This window comes from Pedobacter zeae (assembly GCF_014196715.1).
Taxonomy (GTDB): domain Bacteria; phylum Bacteroidota; class Bacteroidia; order Sphingobacteriales; family Sphingobacteriaceae; genus Pedobacter; species Pedobacter zeae.
Genome location: NZ_JACIEF010000001.1, coordinates 672,097 through 691,834 on the forward strand (window position 1 = coordinate 672,097; position 19,738 = coordinate 691,834).

The window sequence follows — 19,738 nt, forward strand, 5'->3', positions numbered from 1 at the left end:
AAAAATTTAATATCCATCCCACATGTTAAAGCAAATTGCCCGTATATCTTTATTCATTATGCTCTTCACCAGCCAGTTGTTGTTTGCGCAGCAATCAGTTCGTTTAAATAACAATTGGGAGTTTTTAAAGCAGGATTTGGGCGGGATCTGGGAAGCCGTTCGGCCTGTTGGTATGGGCAATCCGGAGGCGGTACCCCTTTGGCAGAAAGTAAGTTTGCCGCATTGTGTAAATGCAGAAGATGCGGTCGATCCTGATGTAAACTATTACCAGGGGCCGGCCTGGTACCGTACACAACTTAACATCTCTAACCCCTATCAAAACGGCAGAACCATCCTGCATTTTGAAGGTGCAGGGCAAAAAACAGAGGTTTACGTATATACCACCAAAGTGGCTACGCACGTTGGAGGCTACGACGAATGGAAGGTTGATATTACCGATGCGGTAGCTGCTTTTAAAAAGACCGATGTTTATCAGAAACAGTTTAAAGGTAAGGTTCCGGTTTCGATCAGGACCGATAATTCCAGGGACCTCGAAATGATCCCTTCCAACCTGTCTGATTTTAATGTTTATGGCGGTATTTACCGCTACCTCAACCTGGTGTATGCACCAGCGCTTTCAGTAGATCAGCTATTTGCCAAAGCAGAGGTAGATGCGCAGGGCAAGTTGGGTAAGTTAAGTGTTAAGGCCAGGTTTTATGATCCCGCTCATGTTGGCGGTGCAGGCATTAAATTTAAACTGGTTGCGCCGAATGGTAAAATTGTAAGGGAAACAGATAAAAAAATAGCGCTTTCCGATGATTTAAAGCTCTGGGAGATCGAAATTAAAAAGCCTGCTTTATGGAGTACCGGTCAACCGCTGCAGTATACCTTGCAATATGAAGTTACCGCCACAACAGGCAATTACAAAGGAGAAGAGAAAATTGGCTTCCGTCATATCGAATTTGTAGAGAAAGGGCCATTTAAGCTAAACGGAAAACGTGTATTGTTGCGTGGCACACACCGCCATGAAGATCATGCAGGTGTGGCAGCAGCCATGACTGAAGGGATGATCCGCCAGGAAATGCAGATGATGAAAGATATGGGGGTTAATTTTATCCGTTTGGGCCATTACCAGCAATCGCGTATTGTATTAAACCTTTGCGATAGTTTGGGCATTGTGGTCTGGGAAGAAATCCCCTGGTGCCGTGGCGGTTTGGGTGGGAATATTTATCAGCAACAGGCCAAAAGAATGCTCACCAATATGGTAGCGCAGCACTATAACCACCCGGCCATTATTATCTGGGGCATGGGCAACGAAAACGACTGGCCGGGCGATTTTCCTGAATTTGATAAAGAAAAAATCAGGGCTTTTATGAAAGAACTGAACGATCTTTCGCACCAGCTCGATCCATCCCGTTACACGGCCATCCGCCGCTGCGATTTTTGCAGCGATATTGTAGACGTGTATTCGCCCTCTATCTGGGCCGGCTGGTACCGCGGGGCCTATACTGATTATAAAAAAGCTTCGGAAGACGAGTTTGCCAAAGTGAAGCGTTTTTTACATGTGGAATGGGGGGGCGATAGCCATGCGCTGCGCCATTCCGAGAATCCCGATAAAGCCTTAAGTAAAATCAAGACCGGAGGCAGTGCCGATGAAAGGGCCGGCGATGCCTCGTTATACGGTGGTGCCGCCAGGATTTCAAAAGATGGCGACTGGAGCGAATCGTACATTACCAATCTCATCGACTGGCACTTAAAAGAACAGGAAAATATGCCCTGGTTAAGTGGAACAGCCTACTGGCCTTTTAAAGATTTTTCTACACCGGTACGTCCGGATAACCCGGTGCCCTACGTCAATCAGAAAGGGGTAGTAGAGCGCGATTTCACTAAAAAAGAAGCCTATTATGTTTTCCAGTCCTACTGGACAGAAAAACCGATGGTACACATTTACGGGCATACCTGGCCGGTACGCTGGGGCAATGAAGGCGAGCAAAAAATGGTTAAAGTTTATTCGAACTGTAACGAGGCAGAGATCTTCTTAAATGGTAAAAGCTATGGCAGTAAAAAACGCAACAGCCAGGATTACCCTGCTGCCGGCCTGCGCTGGAACCTGCCTTTCGTAAAAGGCGAAAACACGGTTAAAGTTATCGCCAGAAAAGGTAAAGAAATGGTGACCGATGAAATTAATTTTACTTATCAAACCGAAAAATGGACCAAACCAGCTACATTGGTATTGAAGAAAATCGACCAGCAGGATGATGTGGCCACTGTTGAAGTGAAGCTTTTGGATGAGCAAGGGCTGTTGTGTTTAGATGCCATCAACTGGATAAGATTTGGTTTAACTGGCGATGGTAAATTAATTGATAATCAGGGAACTTCTTCAGGATCCCGGAAAGTGCAGGCTTATAATGGCAGGGCGGTTATCAGGGTAAAATTAAACCAGGGGCAGAGTGTGGTAGCTGTACATGCCGAAGGATTGAAAACTGTTTTTACAACATTATAATCGTTAAACCATGAAAAAACTTATCCCATATACGTTCATCGCACTGCTCTTTTTCAGCGGAAGGGTATATGCCTCGCAAAAGCCAGATCCGAAAGGAACTGAGTTCGAAAAAAAGGCTGCGGCACTGCTAAAAAAGCAGATCCTGGCCGAGGCTGCCTGGGCCATGCAACAAAAGCCAATAACGGTAACCGCTTCATCTTCGGCGCGAAGTGCCGGCGGGAAACATGATTTTTTCTCCGAAGCCGATTATTTCTGGCCCGATCCGCAAAACCCCAACGGACCCTACATCAACAGGGACGGATTAACCAATCCCGATAACTTTCTTGACCACCGTAAAGCCATGGTGCGTTTCAGCAAGATTATCGGCGCCCTGGCTTCTGCCTATAAAATTACCGGCGATGAAAAATATGTTCAGGTAGCGGTTAAACATTTTCAGGCCTGGTTTATCAATGCCGAAACGTTAATGAACCCCAACCTGCTTTTTGCGCAGGCCGTAAAAGGCAAATTTACCGGCCGTAATTATGGCATTATTGATACCATTCATTTAATGGAGGTGGCGCAAGGTGCTTATGTGATGCAAAAAGCCAAAGCTTTTGACCCAAATACGGCCAGGGGTGTTAAAAAATGGTTTGCCGATTACACCTTGTGGTTAAATACCAGTAAACCAGGCATACAGGAGAAAACCGTCAAAAACAACCATGCTACCTGTTGGGCCATGCAGGTAGCCTCATTTGCCAAACTATGTGGCGACGAAAATATGCTCGATTCCTTACGCAACCGTTATAAAACCATTTTGCTGCCCGGCCAGATGGAAACTGACGGCAGTTTCCCGTTGGAAATGGCCAGAACAAAACCTTATGGCTATTCGATCTTTAACCTCGACGCCATGACCATGCTCTGCCAAATCCTGTCCGGCCCAAAAGATAACCTATGGAACTTTGAAACTGCCGACGGCAAGTCAATCAAAAAAGGAATCAATTACCTGTACCCGTTTATCGCTGATAAAAGCAAGTGGACCTTAAAGCCTGATGTGATGTACTGGAATAACTGGCCGGTTGCACAGCCTTTTTTATTGTTTGGTGCGGTAGAATTTAATCAGTCTAGCTGGTACCAAACCTGGGCAAAATTAGACCACCAGCCACAGGTAGAAGAAGTCATCAGAAATTTACCCATCCGCAACCCATTAATCTGGTTATAACATGAAGATAAAATTAACTATAATAGCCTTAAGTATATTGTATTTCAGTACGGTAAAGGCACAGCAGGTAAATGTGGCCAGGGCTTTTGCATCGGCCGCTAAACAAACCGAGGTATTGATCAAAAATGTAGATTCGGCAAGGAAAATTAAACCTAACCTGGTTTCGCCGCGTACCGTAGAAAACGGGCAGTTTAAAATGGTGGTCTCAAAAGACTGGACCAGTGGATTTTTCCCGGCAGAGCTTTGGTATTTCTATCAATACACTAAAGATAAAAAGTGGCTCAACCTGGCTGAAAAATACACCGAAGATATTAAAAAAGAGCAATTTAACAGAGGAACGCACGATCTGGGTTTTATGATCTACTGCCCCTTTGGTAACGGATACCGTTTAACCGGCAATCCGGCTTATAAAGCGGTCATTATCCAGGCGGCTAAATCACTCTCCACCAGGTTTAATGCCACGGCAGGTGTAATCAAATCGTGGGACCACAATGGCGATAAATGGAAATACCCCGTAATTATTGATAACATGATGAATCTTGAACTCCTGTTCGAAACCACCCGCTTAACCGGCGATTCGTCTTTCTACAAAATTGCGGTAAAACATGCCAATACCACCATGAAAAACCATTTCAGGCCCGATTACAGTTCTTATCATGTGGTCGATTACGATACTTTAACCGGCAATGTACGCCAGAAAGTAACCGCCCAGGGTTATGCAAACGAATCGGCCTGGGCAAGGGGGCAGGCCTGGGGATTATATGGGTATACCATGTGTTACCGCGAAACTAAAAATAAAGCATATCTGGCTCAGGCCGATGGTATTGCAGGCTTTATCTTAAACAATAAAATTACCCCGGCCGATGGGATTCCTTACTGGGATTACAACGATCCAAAAATCCCCGATGCCTCAAGAGATGCCTCTGCTGCATCCATTACGGCTGCTGCACTTTACGAACTGGCAAAATACAGCAGCCATGGTCAAAAATACAGAGCTGCGGCCAACAAGATCTTAAATTCGCTCAGCACCAACTATACCAGTAAAATTGGCACCAACTACGGCTTCATCCTGGAACACAGTACCGGGCACCGTCCGGCAAAATCCGAAATCGATGTGCCCATCAATTATGCCGATTATTATTACCTGGAAGCTTTACTCAGAAGTAAAAAATAAAAATGGCCGCCATGAAGTAAAGGCACTCTGCCTGGCAAAATTAAATAAAACACCTCATCATGAAACGAAGTTTAAGCATCCTGTTCATTTTGGCCACGGCATTTAATGTGTCGGCCCAGAAGAAAAAAACGATAAAGCCCCTGCAGCCTTATACTGTTGCCAATAAAAAGGTAACGGTTTACACTACGGCAGAAAAATCGGCCTACCGCATCAGTAAAACCGAAACCTTAAGTTTTACTGAAAATAAGCAACCATTTGAAACCGAGCCCTGTATTTTTGTAGATCCCACCATTACCTATCAAACCATGGTGGGCATTGGAGGTGCCTTAACCGATGCTTCGGCAGAAACATTTGCAAAGTTATCGAAGAAAAACCAGCAGGAGCTTTTAACGGCTTATTATAACCGCGATAAAGGTATAGGTTACACTTTGGCACGCACCAATATTGCCAGTTGCGATTTTTCCAGTGGAAGTTATACCTATGTGCAGGAGCACGATCAAGACCTTAAAACTTTCAGCGTAGCGCACGATGAGCAATATAAAATTCCGCTGATTAACCAGGCCATTGCGGCAGCAGGCGGTAAACTGCCTCTGTTTGTAAGCCCGTGGTCGCCACCGGCATGGATGAAAGATAACAACAGTTTAATCCAGGGCGGACATTTATTGCCTGCCTACCGCCAAAGCTGGGCCAATCATTATGTAAAATTTATTAAAACTTACGAGGCAAAGGGGATTCCGGTTTGGGGCTTAAGTGTGCAGAACGAGCCCATGGCCAAACAGAAATGGGAATCGTGCGTGTTCACTGCCGAGGAGGAACGCGATTTTATCAAAAATTTCCTGGGCCCAACCTTACAAAAATCGGGGCTGGCATCAAAAAAACTAATTGCCTGGGATCATAACCGCGACCAGATTTTCCAAAGGGCCAGTACCATTTTAAACGATAAAGACGCCGCTAAATATGTTTGGGGCATTGGTTTTCACTGGTACGAAACCTGGACAGGCAGCGGCATGCAGTTTGGTAATGTGAAGCAAACACACGAGGCTTATCCCGGTAAAGCCCTGATTTTTACCGAAGGATGTAAAGAAAAATACGATGTAAATAAATTAGACGACTGGAGCCTGGGCGAGCGCTACGGCTACTCCATGATTAATGATTTTAATACCGGAACGGCTGCATGGACAGATTGGAATATCCTGTTGGATGAAAAAGGCGGGCCCAATCATGTAGGTAACTTCTGTTTTGCGCCCGTACATGCCGATACCAAAAATGATAAATTGATTTACACCAATGCCTATTATTATATGGGACATTTTTCTAAATTTATCCGCCCGGGAGCCAAAAGAATAGGAACAGCCTCCAGCCGCGATCAATTGCAATCAACCGCATTTTTAAATACAGATGGAAAGATGGTTGTAGTGGTTATGAATCAGTCTGATCATCAATTAAAATACAGTTTATGGATAAAAGGCGAGGCTGTAACAACAACCAGTTTGCCGCACTCCATTACCACACTGGTAGTAGAATAAATAAATAGAATAAAAAATGTTAAAAGAAGTAGAAAGCTTATTTTCGCTAAAAAACAAGGTGGTGGCAGTTACCGGTGCCACGGGTGTTTTAGGCGAAGCTTTTATTAAGGGCTTGTGCGCCGCAGGTGCTACCATTGTTATTATCGGGCGGAACGAAGAAGTAGCTAAACAAAGGGTTGCTGAAGTGGCTGAGGCCGGCGGCAAAGCCATTTACCTTATTGCCGATGTATTAAATGAAGAAGACCTGGTTGCCGCAAATGCCACTATTATTAAAACATTTGGCCGCATTGATGGCCTGGTTAATGCTGCCGGCGGAAATGTGGCCGAGGCGGTCATCCAACCGGGCAGCGATGTTTTCGACCTCAATGTTCCGGCTTTAAAACAGGCTTTTGATTTAAACCTCTTCGGAACCATTATGCCCACACAGGTCTTTGGTGCAGCAATAGCTAAAAATGGGGGCAGTATTGTAAATATTTCATCTGTTTCGGCTACGCAGGCGCTCACCCGCGTACTGGGCTATTCGATGGCTAAAGCTGCTATTGATAGTTATACCAAATGGATGGCGGTAGAACTGGCCAACCGTTACCAGGATAAAATCAGGATGAATGCCATTGTACCCGGCTTTTTTATTACCAACCAGAACCGGGCATTATTAACCAACCCGGATGGCTCTTTAACGGCAAGGGGGCAGGCCATCATCGCTAAAACACCATTTAAACGGTTTGGTGCGCCTGAGGAATTAATTGGGGCTTTGGTGTATTTGCTCAGTGATGCCGCTAAATTTGTAAATGGAGAATGTGTTAAGGTAGATGGGGGATTTACAGCCTTCTCCGGTGTTTAAAAATTATCCATATTAGCATAATCAATTTGTACAGTCATAATATATGAAATATAAAAAATTAGAACAAACCTGGCGTTGGTATGGGCCAAACGATCCGGTGAGCTTACAAGATGTTAAACAGGCAGGTGCCACCGGCATTGTAACGGCACTGCATCATATTCCACACGGCGAAGTTTGGCCATTGCACGATATTCAGGAAAGAAAAGCCATTATCGAGGCTGCAGGTTTAACCTGGTCGGTAGTAGAAAGCGTTCCCGTACACGAAGCCATTAAAACCCGCCGGGCAGATGCCGGGCAGTATATCGAAAACTATAAAACCTCTCTGCGCAACCTCTCGGCATGCGGCATTAAGACCGTATGTTATAATTTTATGCCGGTTTTAGACTGGACACGCACGCAACTCGACCTGGAAATGACCGATGGATCGAAAGCGCTTTATTTTAACTGGATCGACCTGGCCATTTTTGACCTTTATATCCTGAAGCGGGAAGGTGCAGCAGCCGATTATTCGCAATCGGTTTTAGACAGGGCTGTGGCTAAATATGCTACGCTAACCGAACAGGATTTAACTGATCTCCGCATCAACGTGCTCATGGGCATCCCGAACGAAAAAGAAATCGAGCTGGAAACCTTGCGCAACAGCATTAACGAATACAAAGCCATCGGAACACAGGGCTTAAAAGAAAACCTTAAATTTTTTCTTTTATCGATCGCTGAGGTTTGTACCGAAGAAGGCATTAAAATGACCATTCACCCAGACGATCCGCCTTATGCCATTTTAGGCTTGCCAAGGATAGCCAGTACACTGGAAGATTTTAATTATATCATCAAAGAAGTAGACCAGGCTTTTAATGGGGTTTGTTTCTGTACCGGCTCTTTAGGGGCGGGTATGGGCAATAATACTTTAGAAATTTTTAACGCGGTTAAAGAACGGGTGTATTTTGCCCATTTGCGTAACGTTAAAAAAGATGAAGACGGCAGTTTTTACGAAGCAGACCATTTGGGTGGCGATGTAAACATGTACGAAATCATGAAAGCCTTATCCGAAGAAAATGCACTGCGCGATCAATCTATTCCTTTCCGTCCTGATCATGGCCACCAAATGCTGGATGATTTAGCCAAAGTAACCAACCCGGGTTATTCAGCCATTGGCCGGTTAAGGGGTTTAGCTGAACTAAGAGGCCTGGAAATCGGGGTAACGGGAAATTACTAAACACTTTGGTTTTTGTTGCCCGGAGCGTAAGATGTTTCCTGCGCCTGGTCATATTCTACTGGGCGTAGTTAATGTCATCCTGAGCCTAGCCGAAGGATCTTTCCATAATTAATTTACCACAGATGCGCACAAATAAACACCGGTTTATTTGTGCGCATCTTTTTTTACAGGTTCACCGCAACGCGGAAACTTATCTTTTCCTTCTTATAGGTCATCCTGACTGAATGTGTCATCCTGAGCGTAGTTAATGTCATCCTGAGCGTAGTCGAAGGATCTTCCCATAGTTAATTTTCATAAATGCATACCGGTGGTTTATTGTAATTTTTTCCTCTCGCCAACCGATAAACGCTTACCGCTAACCCTTCACCTTACTTATGGCTTGAAATTTGAGCGGCTTAAACTTATGGAGAACAGTACAAATCACACCAAAAAAATCTTAACGCCTTCAGTAGTCCACGATGATTTACCAGAGGTTAAAAAGCCCGAGCATTTAAGGAAAGTGCCTGCCGATCAGGACAGTGCCCTGCCCGAAAATCCTGAACGGAATTACCATCACGATGAATTAAGGAGTGAAAATGCTGGCCGTAAAGAGATCCGGCAGGCGGATGATGATATCTGGAACGGGGAAGACGCTTAATCCGGCGTTTAAGCCCATTTTTTAATTCGCTGTTATGGCCGTTGCATAGGAGCGAAACGGGCTTTTTTATACCTAAAAACCGCGTAACTGCGGCTGATATTAATTTTAAGGGCTTCGTTTTTAAATACTTATTTAAAATGGAAAAATTACGTTCCAAATAGTTTAAAATATATTTTTACATATTAAATAGAACTTCTATATTTGCAGCTCATTAAAAAATGGGCCTCGGTAGCTCAGTTGGATAGAGCAACGGTTTTCTAAACCGTGGGTCAGGGGTTCGAATCCCTTCCGGGGTACAACTAGTACACAGTAACTCAGTAGAGAACTGGAAATTGATTTTTTGAAAGTTGAGGGTAATCGTGGCAATATCGTGGCACTTTTAATTCAAAGATCGAAAAAATCAATGTTTATCGTATATTGAAAGGATAGGTTCGAATCCCGCCTTACTCCTTTTACCAATGCGCTTCCGGTCAACAACCTGTCCCTGGAAGTTGGTCCGTGTAAAGAAATTAGTGTCCTGTACATCGATGTTTTGAATGACGAGGTCAAACCCGTGAGCCAGCGGTATTCGAAAAAGAACAAAGATCTCTATCTTGATGAAACCCTTGAAAAGAACTTTTCTGCCGCAATTAAGGCCGGTGGGCGACGGTTTGGTAAAAGATTATCCGGAACTTTCCAGAGAAGTTGCGAGATTTGAACGCGTTGGAGATGTGAACCCGCGGGTGGCAAAATTAATTGAACCGCATTTGTGATCACGGCTTTACAAAGTATTTCACCTTCTATTTGGGTAAATGGGCTACCAATTCAACTTCAAGTTTGGAGTCCGGCATATAGAGTCTCTCAACCTGTGTCCAGGTAGCGGTCGGAAAATCATTGTTGTAAAATTTCTTCCTTACATCATTATATTTTTTCATAGCTTCAATGTCTGTTGTATATAAATTTTCTTTTACAACATTTTCAAATGTAGCGCCGTAGTTTGAGAGTATCGTTTTTTAATTATTATACACAGAAGCAATTCCTTCGGGGGTAATATTATTTGTTACCACTCCAGAAATGTAGATGACATTATTCACCTTTATAGCCTGACTATATCATGCCGTACTATCTTGTGTTTTTCCATTCCAATGCCATTTTTCTTTCTCTATTTTGGCTGTCTGAGAAAACGCACTGTTGAAAACTATGATAAGAGTAATAGTAATAATATAACGCATCATCTAAGTTGTATTATTGAGTTAAGTTTAATATTAGGCTGATTTTACTAGCTGCAATAAATAATAGATATAACCTGTCTAAGATATGTAAATGGGTAAAAAATTATTCATTTTTATCGAATTTTTCAATAACAGAATTATGTCTGGAAGTGCTGTTTTGAAAGTAATAGATAAAAAATCTTTCACTGCTACAATTAAAGTCAAAAATACAAATGAAAGTACTTTCTGATTGGGGTTAATTATACAATATCGTTCTTACTTTTTGTAAAAATGAATTTATTTTTGCTTCTGATTGATTTTGCAGGATTATTACCGTTTTGTCATTGTCCAAATGCCTTTCTATATAGGTAGAATACCCTGGCCAACCACCAGTATGATAGACGATTCTGCGATATTTTTTCGAATTCCCAACGAACCACCCAAATCCATAATTCGTTTCTTTTCCATCGTTGGTTTTTGCGGAATTAAATATGAGCTCTTTATCTTTCGAGTCTATCAATTTATCATCATAAAGTGCTCTGTCCCATTTTAATAGATCCTCTGTTGTAGAGTTAACTGTTCCGTCACCCACGATTCCGTCTAAATAATAAGTATAAAATTCTTTACCAAAACTATCGGGAAGCACTTTATTACCTAAACTGTCTTTAACATACCCAAGAGCATAATTCTTTATTTCTTTTGGTTCAAATCTGCTCCTATAGATAAACGTATTTTTCATTTTTAAAGGTTGAAATATATTTTCACTCAAAAATCTTCCAAATGTCTTATGTGATACTTTTTCTATAATCAGAGCTAATAAAGTGTAACCCGTATCACTGTACTGGAATCTTTCGCCTGGTTGAAAAATTACTTTTGGTCTGTATTTAGCGAGGACATTAACTATATCTTGATTCGTAGCAAATTTTGTTTTATCCCATTTTTCTTCAAAAATCTCCATATAGTCAGGAAGTCCGGCAGTGTGATTAAGTAAATTTCTTATGCTAATATTTCCGTAGAAATCTAATTCAGGAATATATTTTGATATTTTGTCATCATAGTTTAGTTTCCCATGTTTTTCCAACAAAACAATTCCCATTGCAGTAAACTGTTTGGAAACAGATGCCAATTCAAATATGGTTTGGTTATTAATTTTTTGCTCGGTTTTCTCATTAGCAAAACCGTAGCCTTTTTCAAATAAGATTTTCCCTTTGTCTGCAATCAGCACATTTCCATTGAATATTTTCTGCTTAAAAAGGGAGTTGAATAAGCTGTCAAGCTGCTTATATTGAACTGATTGACCAAATGTGGAATTAAATAATAGTAGCCCAACCGATATCAATAAAAATGTTCTTCTCATAATGTATTCTTTACAATTGCCTGCCAAGTTGCAGTTCCTGCCGAAGGGTCGGATTAGATGGCTTTGAGTCAGTAAATATACAAATTTTGACCGAAGCAGATCTAAAATAACGGATTGGAAAAATTATAGTTACATTAAAATTTACCAAATTAAAAGATGAAAAAAATGAAAGAGACAATTAGGTCCCTTAAAAGATTTTATTGATTTCTGATTAAGTGATTTAAATTGGGGTCGTTTGTGATTCGTTCCATTTCGTTAATTATAATTTCCAGGACATCACTTTTTATCTGGCGGTAATTTGCTTCTATTTCCTGCTTCATATTGTCTTGTCCCTTTTCATCTAAAAAAGATATGATCTGCGGGATTTTCCGATATGCTTTCGTTCCCTGCGACACTTTAGCATTGTCGACTACGATTTCCGAATGAAAGATTTTTTGCTCGATGCGCTCATCAAAATTATCAGATACGGCTCCCACGAACATTCCCTGCGTAAGCGTGGATATTTTGGAAGCAGGAATGAGGCTGTCTAATTGTGTGGAAATAGAGGTAGATTTATCATTTTTGTTGATGCTTAAGCTTTGACGCTTCTGTAAAACCTTGCCAAACCTCTCCGAAAGATTTTTAGCGGTCTCGCCAACTACCTGACCACTGAAAATATTGCCAACGGTATTTTGTATCACCTTAGCTTCCTTATCGCCGTAGTCACGGATTAATTGTGAATAGTCCTGGAACCCCAGGCAGACAGCTACTTTGTTACTACGTGCTGTTGCAATCAAATTGTCAAGACCTCTAAAATATATTGTTGGCAACTCATCAATGATAACCGAACTCTTTAACTGCCCCTTTTTATTGATAAGCTTTACAATTCTTGAATTGTACAGACCAAGGGCTGCCGAGTAGATATTCTGACGGGTCTGGGTTGTTACCCACACACAAAATCTTTGGGGCTGCCGGATTATTGATGTCAAGGGTAAAATCGTCCCCCGTCATCACCCAATGAAGTTGCGGGCTAATCATTCTTGACAGGGGGATTTTTGCTAATGCGATCTGACCTTGTAACTGGTCTTGTGCACCGCCCTGCCAAGCATCCATAAACGGAGACAGATAATTTTCCAGGTCAGGGTATGAAGTTAAAATCGTGAACACGTCCGAATATTTTTTATTCAGCAGTTCGATCGCATGCGGAAAGGTGCAATATTTACCATTCTCATAGATTTTGAGATACCAAATAATGGCTGCAAGCAATATAATTGGGCTTTCGACGAAAAAATCCCCTTGCTTCTGGATCCACGACCTGTTAAGGTTAAGCATTATGGTATAAGCAGCTTCGTATGCATCTGAAATATCCGTCATAAAGTCGGGATTGAGCGGGTTGCAACGATGGCTCTAAGTTCTTTTAGCTCTGCCTCATCTCTCAAAATGCTATTTTCGCATTCTTTCCTGATCTGCCGGTATTCTCCGCCGGTGATGGTTTTATTGATCAATAACTCCAAAGCTCTTGCTTTCCGATTATTTTGTTCGGCAATCTGATTGGTTTTTTTGAGTTTGGTTCGCTACCGGTTTGATACTTTTCTCATCCAATTTATACCATCAGCTAAAGCATCAAGGCTTTTTCAGCAGGCTTGGTGGTATTCTAATGTCCGGCCTTTGGAGATAAAATCTTTAATACTTTAACATTAATTAGTCTTCCGCTAGTTGATATTGCCTACGAATGGACAATTGCTCCAATGTAGATCGATAGCATTTTCAATAGGTATCCAAATCATTGGCCGGTTAATCTGTCTGACAGGTTTATACCCTATGCAAGCTATTTAGGCTGGCGGGGTCAGGTGTCTAAGTTCATTATTTGCTTTTTAACCAAGTGCTAGCAGATAATATCACTTTGTCTTGTCCAGAATCGATTCCAGGCTCAACACTAACGTCCGGCTCGACGTTTTTTGGATAACCTTTACCGGTCCTGTCTGCTACATATGTTTTGGCTAGTTGAAGTTGTGTACCATTGGATAGAACAAATGTATAGTTCGCAGTGGTATATCCAGCGGAAGTTTGACCAAACGATTTGACATTAGGCAGCCCCAAAAAAGATATTGCGGTCATCTCACCACTGCTGGCTGTTCTGGAATCAATTAAGATGGCAATTTTAACGTTTCTGTTTTTACTTTTATAAGTATCTACAACCTGCCCTTTGCCAAGGAGTATACCATTCTTATTTTGCCAGGGGTATTTTTTTCCAGTCTTGCCTTCTACAAAATAGCCTGCGGTTCCATCCTCAACAAGCGCATTCAGCCCCGCAAGCATAGGCCACATATTTCCGCCGGTATTCTGACGAAGGTCAACAATCCATCCGGTAATGGTATTGTCGGTATCTATTTTTTTGATAATACCTCTAACATCGTTTGCATATTTCAATTCTTTCTCACCATCAAAACTTAGAATGGCAGGAATCTTTAACCACGCGATGCCTTCCCCTAAATATTTGCCAGCCGGTGTATCCACCAGGGGCTTCTCGCGAAATTTCTCCATCACCTTGTTTGTTACGAAAAAGGAGTGACGATCCCCAACTTCCCGAAGCTTTTGGGTATAGAAATTATAGATGATCTTTTCGTTTAAAGAATCATTTGTAGTAAATGGCAAAATCTTACTTTCTTCATTGACCTGTTTCCAGTTGAGCTTATCGGAGAACATGGAGTTTTTTTTGATAATGTTCAATATCTCCGTGTTCAATTTGATGGTGTTATCTTTTGCAACCCCGCCTTGAGCGAAGGCAAAATTTTTAAAAAAGATAATAACAGTTATGATTACGACAATCAGTTGTTGTTTATTTTTCATGTTCATTTAAATGAATACTAACTAAAACCTAGACGGGTAGAAACAGTTTTAAGTTGCATCCGCTTCATTTTTTTTAAAAGGTAGCAAAAACAGCGAAGAAAGATCTGGCCCAATAATCCCTCTTCAAACTCTCCTGGCTTCCACTTTCCTTGTCATCGATGTAAAGGTCGGATTCCGAAGTAAAATATAACCTGCTTTTAACAGGAGCATTGAGCCATAGCACATTGTTTTCTCTTACTATAGAAACCGGCTTTTCATAATAATACGTTAATGCCTGGATATTTTAGTGCCACCGCTTCAGGCAACAAAAAGCTTTTTACTTTTGGGATATAAAAGTTTTTCCAGTTATAAACGATGCCCACAGGTGCACGGAACCCAACAGTTGCCGTTTATGGAAGCTCGGCTTTAGATAAACTTAAAGACACTCATTCGGTAAGAGGCCTGTATTCATATATTTTTTCGTATAATCTATTGTTTTTTACACAGGAATATACCCTTGCTGCGATTTTTAATCGGATTGCATTCAGTACTGACATTTTGTGTTTTCCTTCTATATTCATTTTACGATGATAATAAGCCTTAATATCCGGAATAAATCTTTTGGCCAGAACGGCAGAGTTATGTAGCAGGGCTTTCATTTTTTTATTGGCAATTTTTGATATCCGGGTTTTCTTATAGACCGTGGTACCCGACTTATAAGGGAAGGGCGCTATTCCTGCGTAGGATGCGAACTCTCTGATGGTCCTTATGTTTTTGAATTCGTTGGTGCAGATGAGGATTTCCAATGCAACCACGGGCCCAACGCAGGGCACTGACTGCATTAAGGTCATCAACCGGTTGGTTTCTTCATCTGCTTTCCATGTTGCCTCAATTGAATCTTCAACATCCTGTATATCCAGCCTAAGGGCATCGGTACTCCTGGAGCAAAGTCTGTTGTTTTGTTCGATCAGACCTTTCTTCACAAAGCCTGCCGTTTCTTTTAAGGGTACCTGCATAGCGATATGAAACGATTGTAACCGCTTTCTCAAGGTGGCTAAACCGGCCAGCTGTTCGATAATTGGTCGCCTTGGTATCCTTAATCTTAATACATCCCTGGATTTGTAGAGGTAGAGGGCGATTCTTTCAGCATCTTTTTTATCGGTTTTGCCCCTGATTAAACCCAATGAATTTTTAATGCGAAGAGGTGGGTCCACTACGGTATCGATTTTAAGCGTCTTCAGTTTGTTGATGAGGTGATTACCATAAATGCCTGTATTTTCCATTCCAGCTACTGCATTTCTGGTGGTAAACTTCAAAGACGCTTTCAGGTGTAGCAGATGATCCTTGATTGCTTTTGGTTCATTGAGGATGGTATTATGGACCAAAATAGATCCCTGAACCATGACGGCGATATCCAGAGTTTCTTTTGATATGTCGATCCCGATGAAATAGACATATCTTTTTGTCTTATTCAATGCATCCATAGGTGACGGTATTATTTTCCATCTTGAACGGTCAGGCGTTTTCTATAATAATATAGGTCTTACCTTAGCGACAGCTTTGACTCACCTGACCGTTCTTTTAATTTGTGCTGACCATTAACTTATCGGGCCTTTTGCTCACGCTTTGGTCTTACCTCGATTAGCATTTAAGTCTTCTCCTGATAATCATGATAGTTCAATTAAATTTTGATGGAACATTATTTCAAATCCAGTTTATTCGATATAGACAGTTTTTCCGGTCGATTTTAAACAAATTTAGTCATCAAAGGTGATTTAATCAATTTAGTTTTCTAATATCACCTGTTCAGGCGCTGGACGGGGCACAGGAAGGTGGTGCTGTGCTTAAGTCCTTTTTCAACGAGCCCAAGCCTGAACCGGATTTTTCTAGTTCAGGGGGTAAACTAATTTTTTAGCCTATCTATGGTAGAGATAAATGTGATTATTTATACACATAACGATACCTTGCTATAGACTGCAAGCGCATTATTTGATCTGAGTTGTTTAGTAATTGGATAAAGCCATTATCCGCTAAATCTATTCCTTAAGTATTCTTTTAAGCTACTACCTAAAATTCCTGCCGCCATGAAAAGCGGCTTTAGTTTCCTGGTTTACCTCTTCCCGAACCTGGGTTCGTTTATTTTGCGCGGGGTAAGGCGCTGTTTTTTCGTCACTGCGCGATGAAGAGAATACCGGCAAATCATCCACCTCGCGCTGTAATAGTTTACCCAGCATCTTGGTAAAATCAAAACACTTGCTTACAATTACATGCACCACCTGGCCTTCGCGTTGCAAACGCCCTTCCACCATTAACAACCTCGCATGCAGGATCTCTTTTCTATAGGTTTCAAAAAGCTTTTCAAATACCACCAGGTTGGTATAATCGGTTTCATCTTCTATTGTAATGAAACACACGCCACCGGCAGTGCCCGGCCGCTGCCTTACCAGCACCAAACCGGCAACTTTTACCAGCTGCCCATCAGTAGCGTTATGGTTAATGGTATGGCAACTGCGGATATGAAGCAGATCCAGTTGGTCCCTTACAAAGCTTACCGGGTGGGCCTTTAACGATAACCCGGTGGTGGCGTAATCCTGCACCACATGTTCTCCTTTTCCCATAAATGGTAATGCTACCTGTGTTTCAAGCGCGGTTTCTGATGGCTGGCCTTTAAACAAGGCTACGGGCACATCCTGCAGGGCTGAAACTTCCCATAACGCTTTTCTGCGGTCAAAGCCCATTGAGCGGAATGCATCGGCATCGGCCAGTTTTTCAAGCGTAGCAAGCGAAATCCCTGCGTCCCGAAGGCTGGTAATGCTGCGGTAACCACCAGCCCTGCACGATACCAAAAGCTCCATTTCCTCTTCACGTATGCCTTTAACCTGCCTAAAACCTAATCTTATGGCAAAATACCGGCCTGCTTTTTCTTCCAAAAGGTTATTCCACGATGAATAATTTACATCCACTTCCCTTACTTCAACACCGTGTTTCCGGGCATCGATTACAATTTGTGCAGGCTGGTAAAATCCCATGGGCATACTGTTTAACAAAGCAGCCGCAAAGGCATCCGGGTAATAATGTTTTAACCAGCACGATACATATACCAGCAGGGCAAAACTTGCGGCATGGCTTTCCGGAAAACCATAGCTGCCAAATCCTTCCAGCTGCTTAAAAATCCTTTGGGCAAACTCCAAAGAATAACCTTTGGCCAGCATGCCATCAATAAGTTTCTTTTCGTACTGGTTTACCAGGCCTTTAAACTTAAAGGTGGCCATGCTTCGCCTTAACCCATCTGCTTCGGCAGGGCTAAAGCCAGCAGCAACGATGGCAATTTTCATGGCCTGTTCCTGAAACAGCGGCACACCGAGTGTACGGCCTAATATGGTTTCGAGTTCGGGCGAAGGGTACACCACGGGCTCTTCGCCGTTTCGCCTGCGCAAGTAGGGGTGTACCATATCGCCCTGTATGGGCCCGGGCCTCACTATAGCCACCTCTATTACCAGGTCGTAAAAACATTTTGGCCGTAAGCGGGGCAACATCGACATCTGGGCACGGCTTTCAATCTGGAATACCCCCAAAGTATCGGCAGCACTAATCATGTTATAAACATCAGGGTCATCCTGCGGTACATTGGCCAAAGTAAGCTCCCGGCCATACTGTGCACGGCAAAAATCAAAAGCTTTACGGATACAGGTTAGCATGCCCAGGGCCAGCACATCTACCTTTAAAAAGCCCAGGTCTTCAATATCATCTTTATTCCATTCAATGTTGGTGCGGTCTTGCATCCGGGCATTTAAAATAGGGCAGAGGTCGGTTAATTTGCCCTGGGTTACCAGAAAACCGCCGGTATGCTGCCCCAGCTGCCGCGGAAATCCCATCATCTGCGCGGTTAATTCCAGGGTCTTTTTCAGGTGCGGGTCTCCCGGGTTCAGCCCCTGCTCCATTAATAGTTTACCCTCAAACCATTCATCTGTATACTGCCATAACGAACCAGAAAGCCTGTTAATGGTATCAACTGATAAGCCCATTGCTTTACCCACATCACGTACAGCGCCCTTTTGGTGCTGTTGGGTAACGGTGGCTACAATTGCCGCGCGGTCGCGTCCATATTTATTATAAATGTACTGCATAATCTCCTCCCTGCGTTCGTGTTCAAAGTCAACATCAATATCGGGCGGCTCGTTACGGGCAGGCGAGATAAAGCGCTCAAACAGCAAATCAAACTTGGTGGGGTTTACCGAGGTAATGCCCAGGCAAAAGCAGATCACCGAATTGGCGGCAGAACCGCGCCCCTGGCATAAAATACCCCGGCTACGCGCTTCCCTTACAATATCTTCCACAAAAAGAAAATAATTGGCGTAATCCATCTTTTTAACAAATTCAAGTTCATAGCGCACCATATTCACCACCTTTTCGGGTATCTCCTTACCATACAATGCCCGGGCACCTTTCCAGGTCAGGTATTCCAGTTCTTCGAGGGGTGGCCTGCCGCTTTGGTTAATTTCTTCAGGATACACATATTTTAGCTCATCCAAAGAAAAGGTGCAGGCTTCTGCAATCACCAGCGTATTTTTGATGGCTTCCGGGTACCGCCTAAAAAGCCGCTTTATTTCCTCTACCGGCTTCATGTACCGTTCGGCATTCTGGTGCAAGCGAAAACCTGCCGTATCAATGGTGCACTTTTCGCGCACGCAGGTTAACACATCCTGCAGTTCCCTGCGTGCGGGCTCATGGTAATGCACATCGCCTGTTGCCACTACCGGTATCCCGTACTTCGAAGAAAGCTGCAATATCCTGAATATCAGTTTATCGTCGTTGCCTAAATAACTCCTGGTTGCACCTAAGTACAGCGCATTGCCCAGAGCCTCGCGGTATTCTGCTATTGCGCTAATCAAACCATCATCAAAAGAAAACTGCCGGTTAAGTACCCCTGGCATTACGGCCGTAAAAATTAATCCCTTTGCGTGTGCGTAAACATCGGCCCGCGTTAAGTGGCACGAACCTTTTTCTGTGCGCATGTTGCCCAAAGTAAGCAAGGCAGATAAGCGCCCGTACGCTTCTTTATCGGTTGGGTAAGCGAGTAAACTTGGCCCGTCCAGTAAATCGAGCCTGCAGGCCGGGATAATCGAAATGTTCTTCTGGCGCGCGGCAGCATGGGCACGTACAATACCTGCCAGCGTATTCCTATCGGTAATGGCAATTTTTTCGTAGCCAAAAGCTGCCGCTTGCTCTACCAGTTCATGCGGGTGCGATGCCCCGCGTAAAAAACTGTAATTAGAAGTTACCTGTAATTCGCTGTATCCCATTATCGTGTT

General features: G+C 42.9%; 12 protein-coding genes, 1 tRNA gene and 2 pseudogenes. 9 read left to right on the plus strand and 6 right to left on the minus strand.

From position 1 onward, the window contains the following. Positions 1-22 precede the first annotated feature (22 nt). The 9 genes and pseudogenes from GGQ60_RS02680 to GGQ60_RS23135 form a co-directional block, all read left to right on the plus strand. Positions 23-2,482 carry a glycoside hydrolase family 2 TIM barrel-domain containing protein gene (locus GGQ60_RS02680; RefSeq protein WP_183759845.1) on the plus strand — a complete coding sequence of 820 codons (2,460 nt, stop codon included), beginning with the start codon at positions 23-25 and terminating at the stop codon, positions 2,480-2,482. 10 nt (positions 2,483-2,492) lie between these two features. Continuing rightward, the gene (locus GGQ60_RS02685; protein ID WP_183759846.1) at positions 2,493-3,680 is read left to right on the plus strand and encodes an alginate lyase family protein; all 1,188 of its coding nucleotides are present in this window, start codon (positions 2,493-2,495) and stop codon (positions 3,678-3,680) included. 1 nt (position 3,681) lies between these two features. After that, positions 3,682-4,854, plus strand: a complete 1,173-nt coding sequence (locus tag GGQ60_RS02690; RefSeq protein WP_183759847.1) for a glycoside hydrolase family 88 protein — start codon at positions 3,682-3,684, stop codon at positions 4,852-4,854. Between the two features lie 59 nt (positions 4,855-4,913). Continuing rightward, positions 4,914-6,380 carry a glycoside hydrolase family 30 protein gene (locus tag GGQ60_RS02695; protein ID WP_183759848.1) on the plus strand — a complete coding sequence of 489 codons (1,467 nt, stop codon included), beginning with the start codon at positions 4,914-4,916 and terminating at the stop codon, positions 6,378-6,380. Positions 6,381-6,396: 16 nt separating this feature from the next. Beyond that, complete coding sequence (locus GGQ60_RS02700; RefSeq protein ID WP_183759849.1) at positions 6,397-7,221, plus strand: SDR family oxidoreductase; 825 nt, start codon at positions 6,397-6,399, stop codon at positions 7,219-7,221. Between the two features lie 43 nt (positions 7,222-7,264). Beyond that, positions 7,265-8,434 (plus strand): mannonate dehydratase, encoded by a 1,170-nt coding sequence (gene uxuA / locus GGQ60_RS02705; protein ID WP_183759850.1) that lies wholly within the window; start codon positions 7,265-7,267, stop codon positions 8,432-8,434. A gap of 403 nt (positions 8,435-8,837) precedes the next feature. Further along, on the plus strand, positions 8,838-9,071 hold the full coding sequence (locus GGQ60_RS02710; protein ID WP_183759851.1) for a hypothetical protein: 234 nt from the start codon (positions 8,838-8,840) through the stop codon (positions 9,069-9,071). 222 nt (positions 9,072-9,293) lie between these two features. Beyond that, positions 9,294-9,367 (plus strand) — tRNA-Arg (locus GGQ60_RS02715). Positions 9,368-9,525: 158 nt separating this feature from the next. Further along, positions 9,526-9,768: pseudogene (locus tag GGQ60_RS23135) on the plus strand (putative glycolipid-binding domain-containing protein); the annotation flags it as partial. 82 nt (positions 9,769-9,850) lie between these two features. Here GGQ60_RS23135 and GGQ60_RS23140 read toward each other — a convergent pair. The 6 genes and pseudogenes from GGQ60_RS23140 to GGQ60_RS02750 form a co-directional block, all read right to left on the minus strand. Next, positions 9,851-10,057, minus strand: coding sequence for a RidA family protein (locus tag GGQ60_RS23140; RefSeq protein WP_373284797.1), 207 nt, complete (start codon positions 10,055-10,057; stop codon positions 9,851-9,853). A gap of 460 nt (positions 10,058-10,517) precedes the next feature. Then, the gene (locus GGQ60_RS02730) at positions 10,518-11,618 is read right to left on the minus strand and encodes a serine hydrolase domain-containing protein (protein WP_183759852.1); all 1,101 of its coding nucleotides are present in this window, start codon (positions 11,616-11,618) and stop codon (positions 10,518-10,520) included. A gap of 197 nt (positions 11,619-11,815) precedes the next feature. Continuing rightward, positions 11,816-13,004: pseudogene (locus GGQ60_RS02735) on the minus strand (TraM recognition domain-containing protein); the annotation flags it as partial. Positions 13,005-13,460: 456 nt separating this feature from the next. Then, positions 13,461-14,447, minus strand: a complete 987-nt coding sequence (locus GGQ60_RS02740; protein WP_183759853.1) for a S41 family peptidase — start codon at positions 14,445-14,447, stop codon at positions 13,461-13,463. 425 nt (positions 14,448-14,872) lie between these two features. Next, positions 14,873-15,910 carry a transposase gene (locus GGQ60_RS02745; protein WP_183759854.1) on the minus strand — a complete coding sequence of 346 codons (1,038 nt, stop codon included), beginning with the start codon at positions 15,908-15,910 and terminating at the stop codon, positions 14,873-14,875. A gap of 579 nt (positions 15,911-16,489) precedes the next feature. Then, positions 16,490-19,729 (minus strand): error-prone DNA polymerase, encoded by a 3,240-nt coding sequence (locus GGQ60_RS02750; RefSeq protein ID WP_183759855.1) that lies wholly within the window; start codon positions 19,727-19,729, stop codon positions 16,490-16,492. Positions 19,730-19,738 lie beyond the last annotated feature (9 nt).

Excerpts from the sequence above, each read along its gene's own strand:
- GGQ60_RS02680 (WP_183759845.1), top strand. The coding sequence starts at position 23 with ATGTTAAAGCAAATTGCCCGTATATCTTTATTCATTATGCTCTTCACC.
- GGQ60_RS02685 (WP_183759846.1), top strand. The coding sequence starts at position 2,493 with ATGAAAAAACTTATCCCATATACGTTCATCGCACTGCTCTTTTTCAGC.
- GGQ60_RS02690 (WP_183759847.1), top strand. The coding sequence starts at position 3,682 with ATGAAGATAAAATTAACTATAATAGCCTTAAGTATATTGTATTTCAGT.
- GGQ60_RS02695 (WP_183759848.1), top strand. The coding sequence starts at position 4,914 with ATGAAACGAAGTTTAAGCATCCTGTTCATTTTGGCCACGGCATTTAAT.
- GGQ60_RS02700 (WP_183759849.1), top strand. The coding sequence starts at position 6,397 with ATGTTAAAAGAAGTAGAAAGCTTATTTTCGCTAAAAAACAAGGTGGTG.
- uxuA (WP_183759850.1), top strand. The coding sequence starts at position 7,265 with ATGAAATATAAAAAATTAGAACAAACCTGGCGTTGGTATGGGCCAAAC.
- GGQ60_RS02710 (WP_183759851.1), top strand. The coding sequence starts at position 8,838 with ATGGAGAACAGTACAAATCACACCAAAAAAATCTTAACGCCTTCAGTA.
- GGQ60_RS02730 (WP_183759852.1), bottom strand. The coding sequence starts at position 11,618 with ATGAGAAGAACATTTTTATTGATATCGGTTGGGCTACTATTATTTAAT.
- GGQ60_RS02740 (WP_183759853.1), bottom strand. The coding sequence starts at position 14,447 with ATGAAAAATAAACAACAACTGATTGTCGTAATCATAACTGTTATTATC.
- GGQ60_RS02745 (WP_183759854.1), bottom strand. The coding sequence starts at position 15,910 with ATGGATGCATTGAATAAGACAAAAAGATATGTCTATTTCATCGGGATC.
- GGQ60_RS02750 (WP_183759855.1), bottom strand. The coding sequence starts at position 19,729 with ATGGGATACAGCGAATTACAGGTAACTTCTAATTACAGTTTTTTACGC.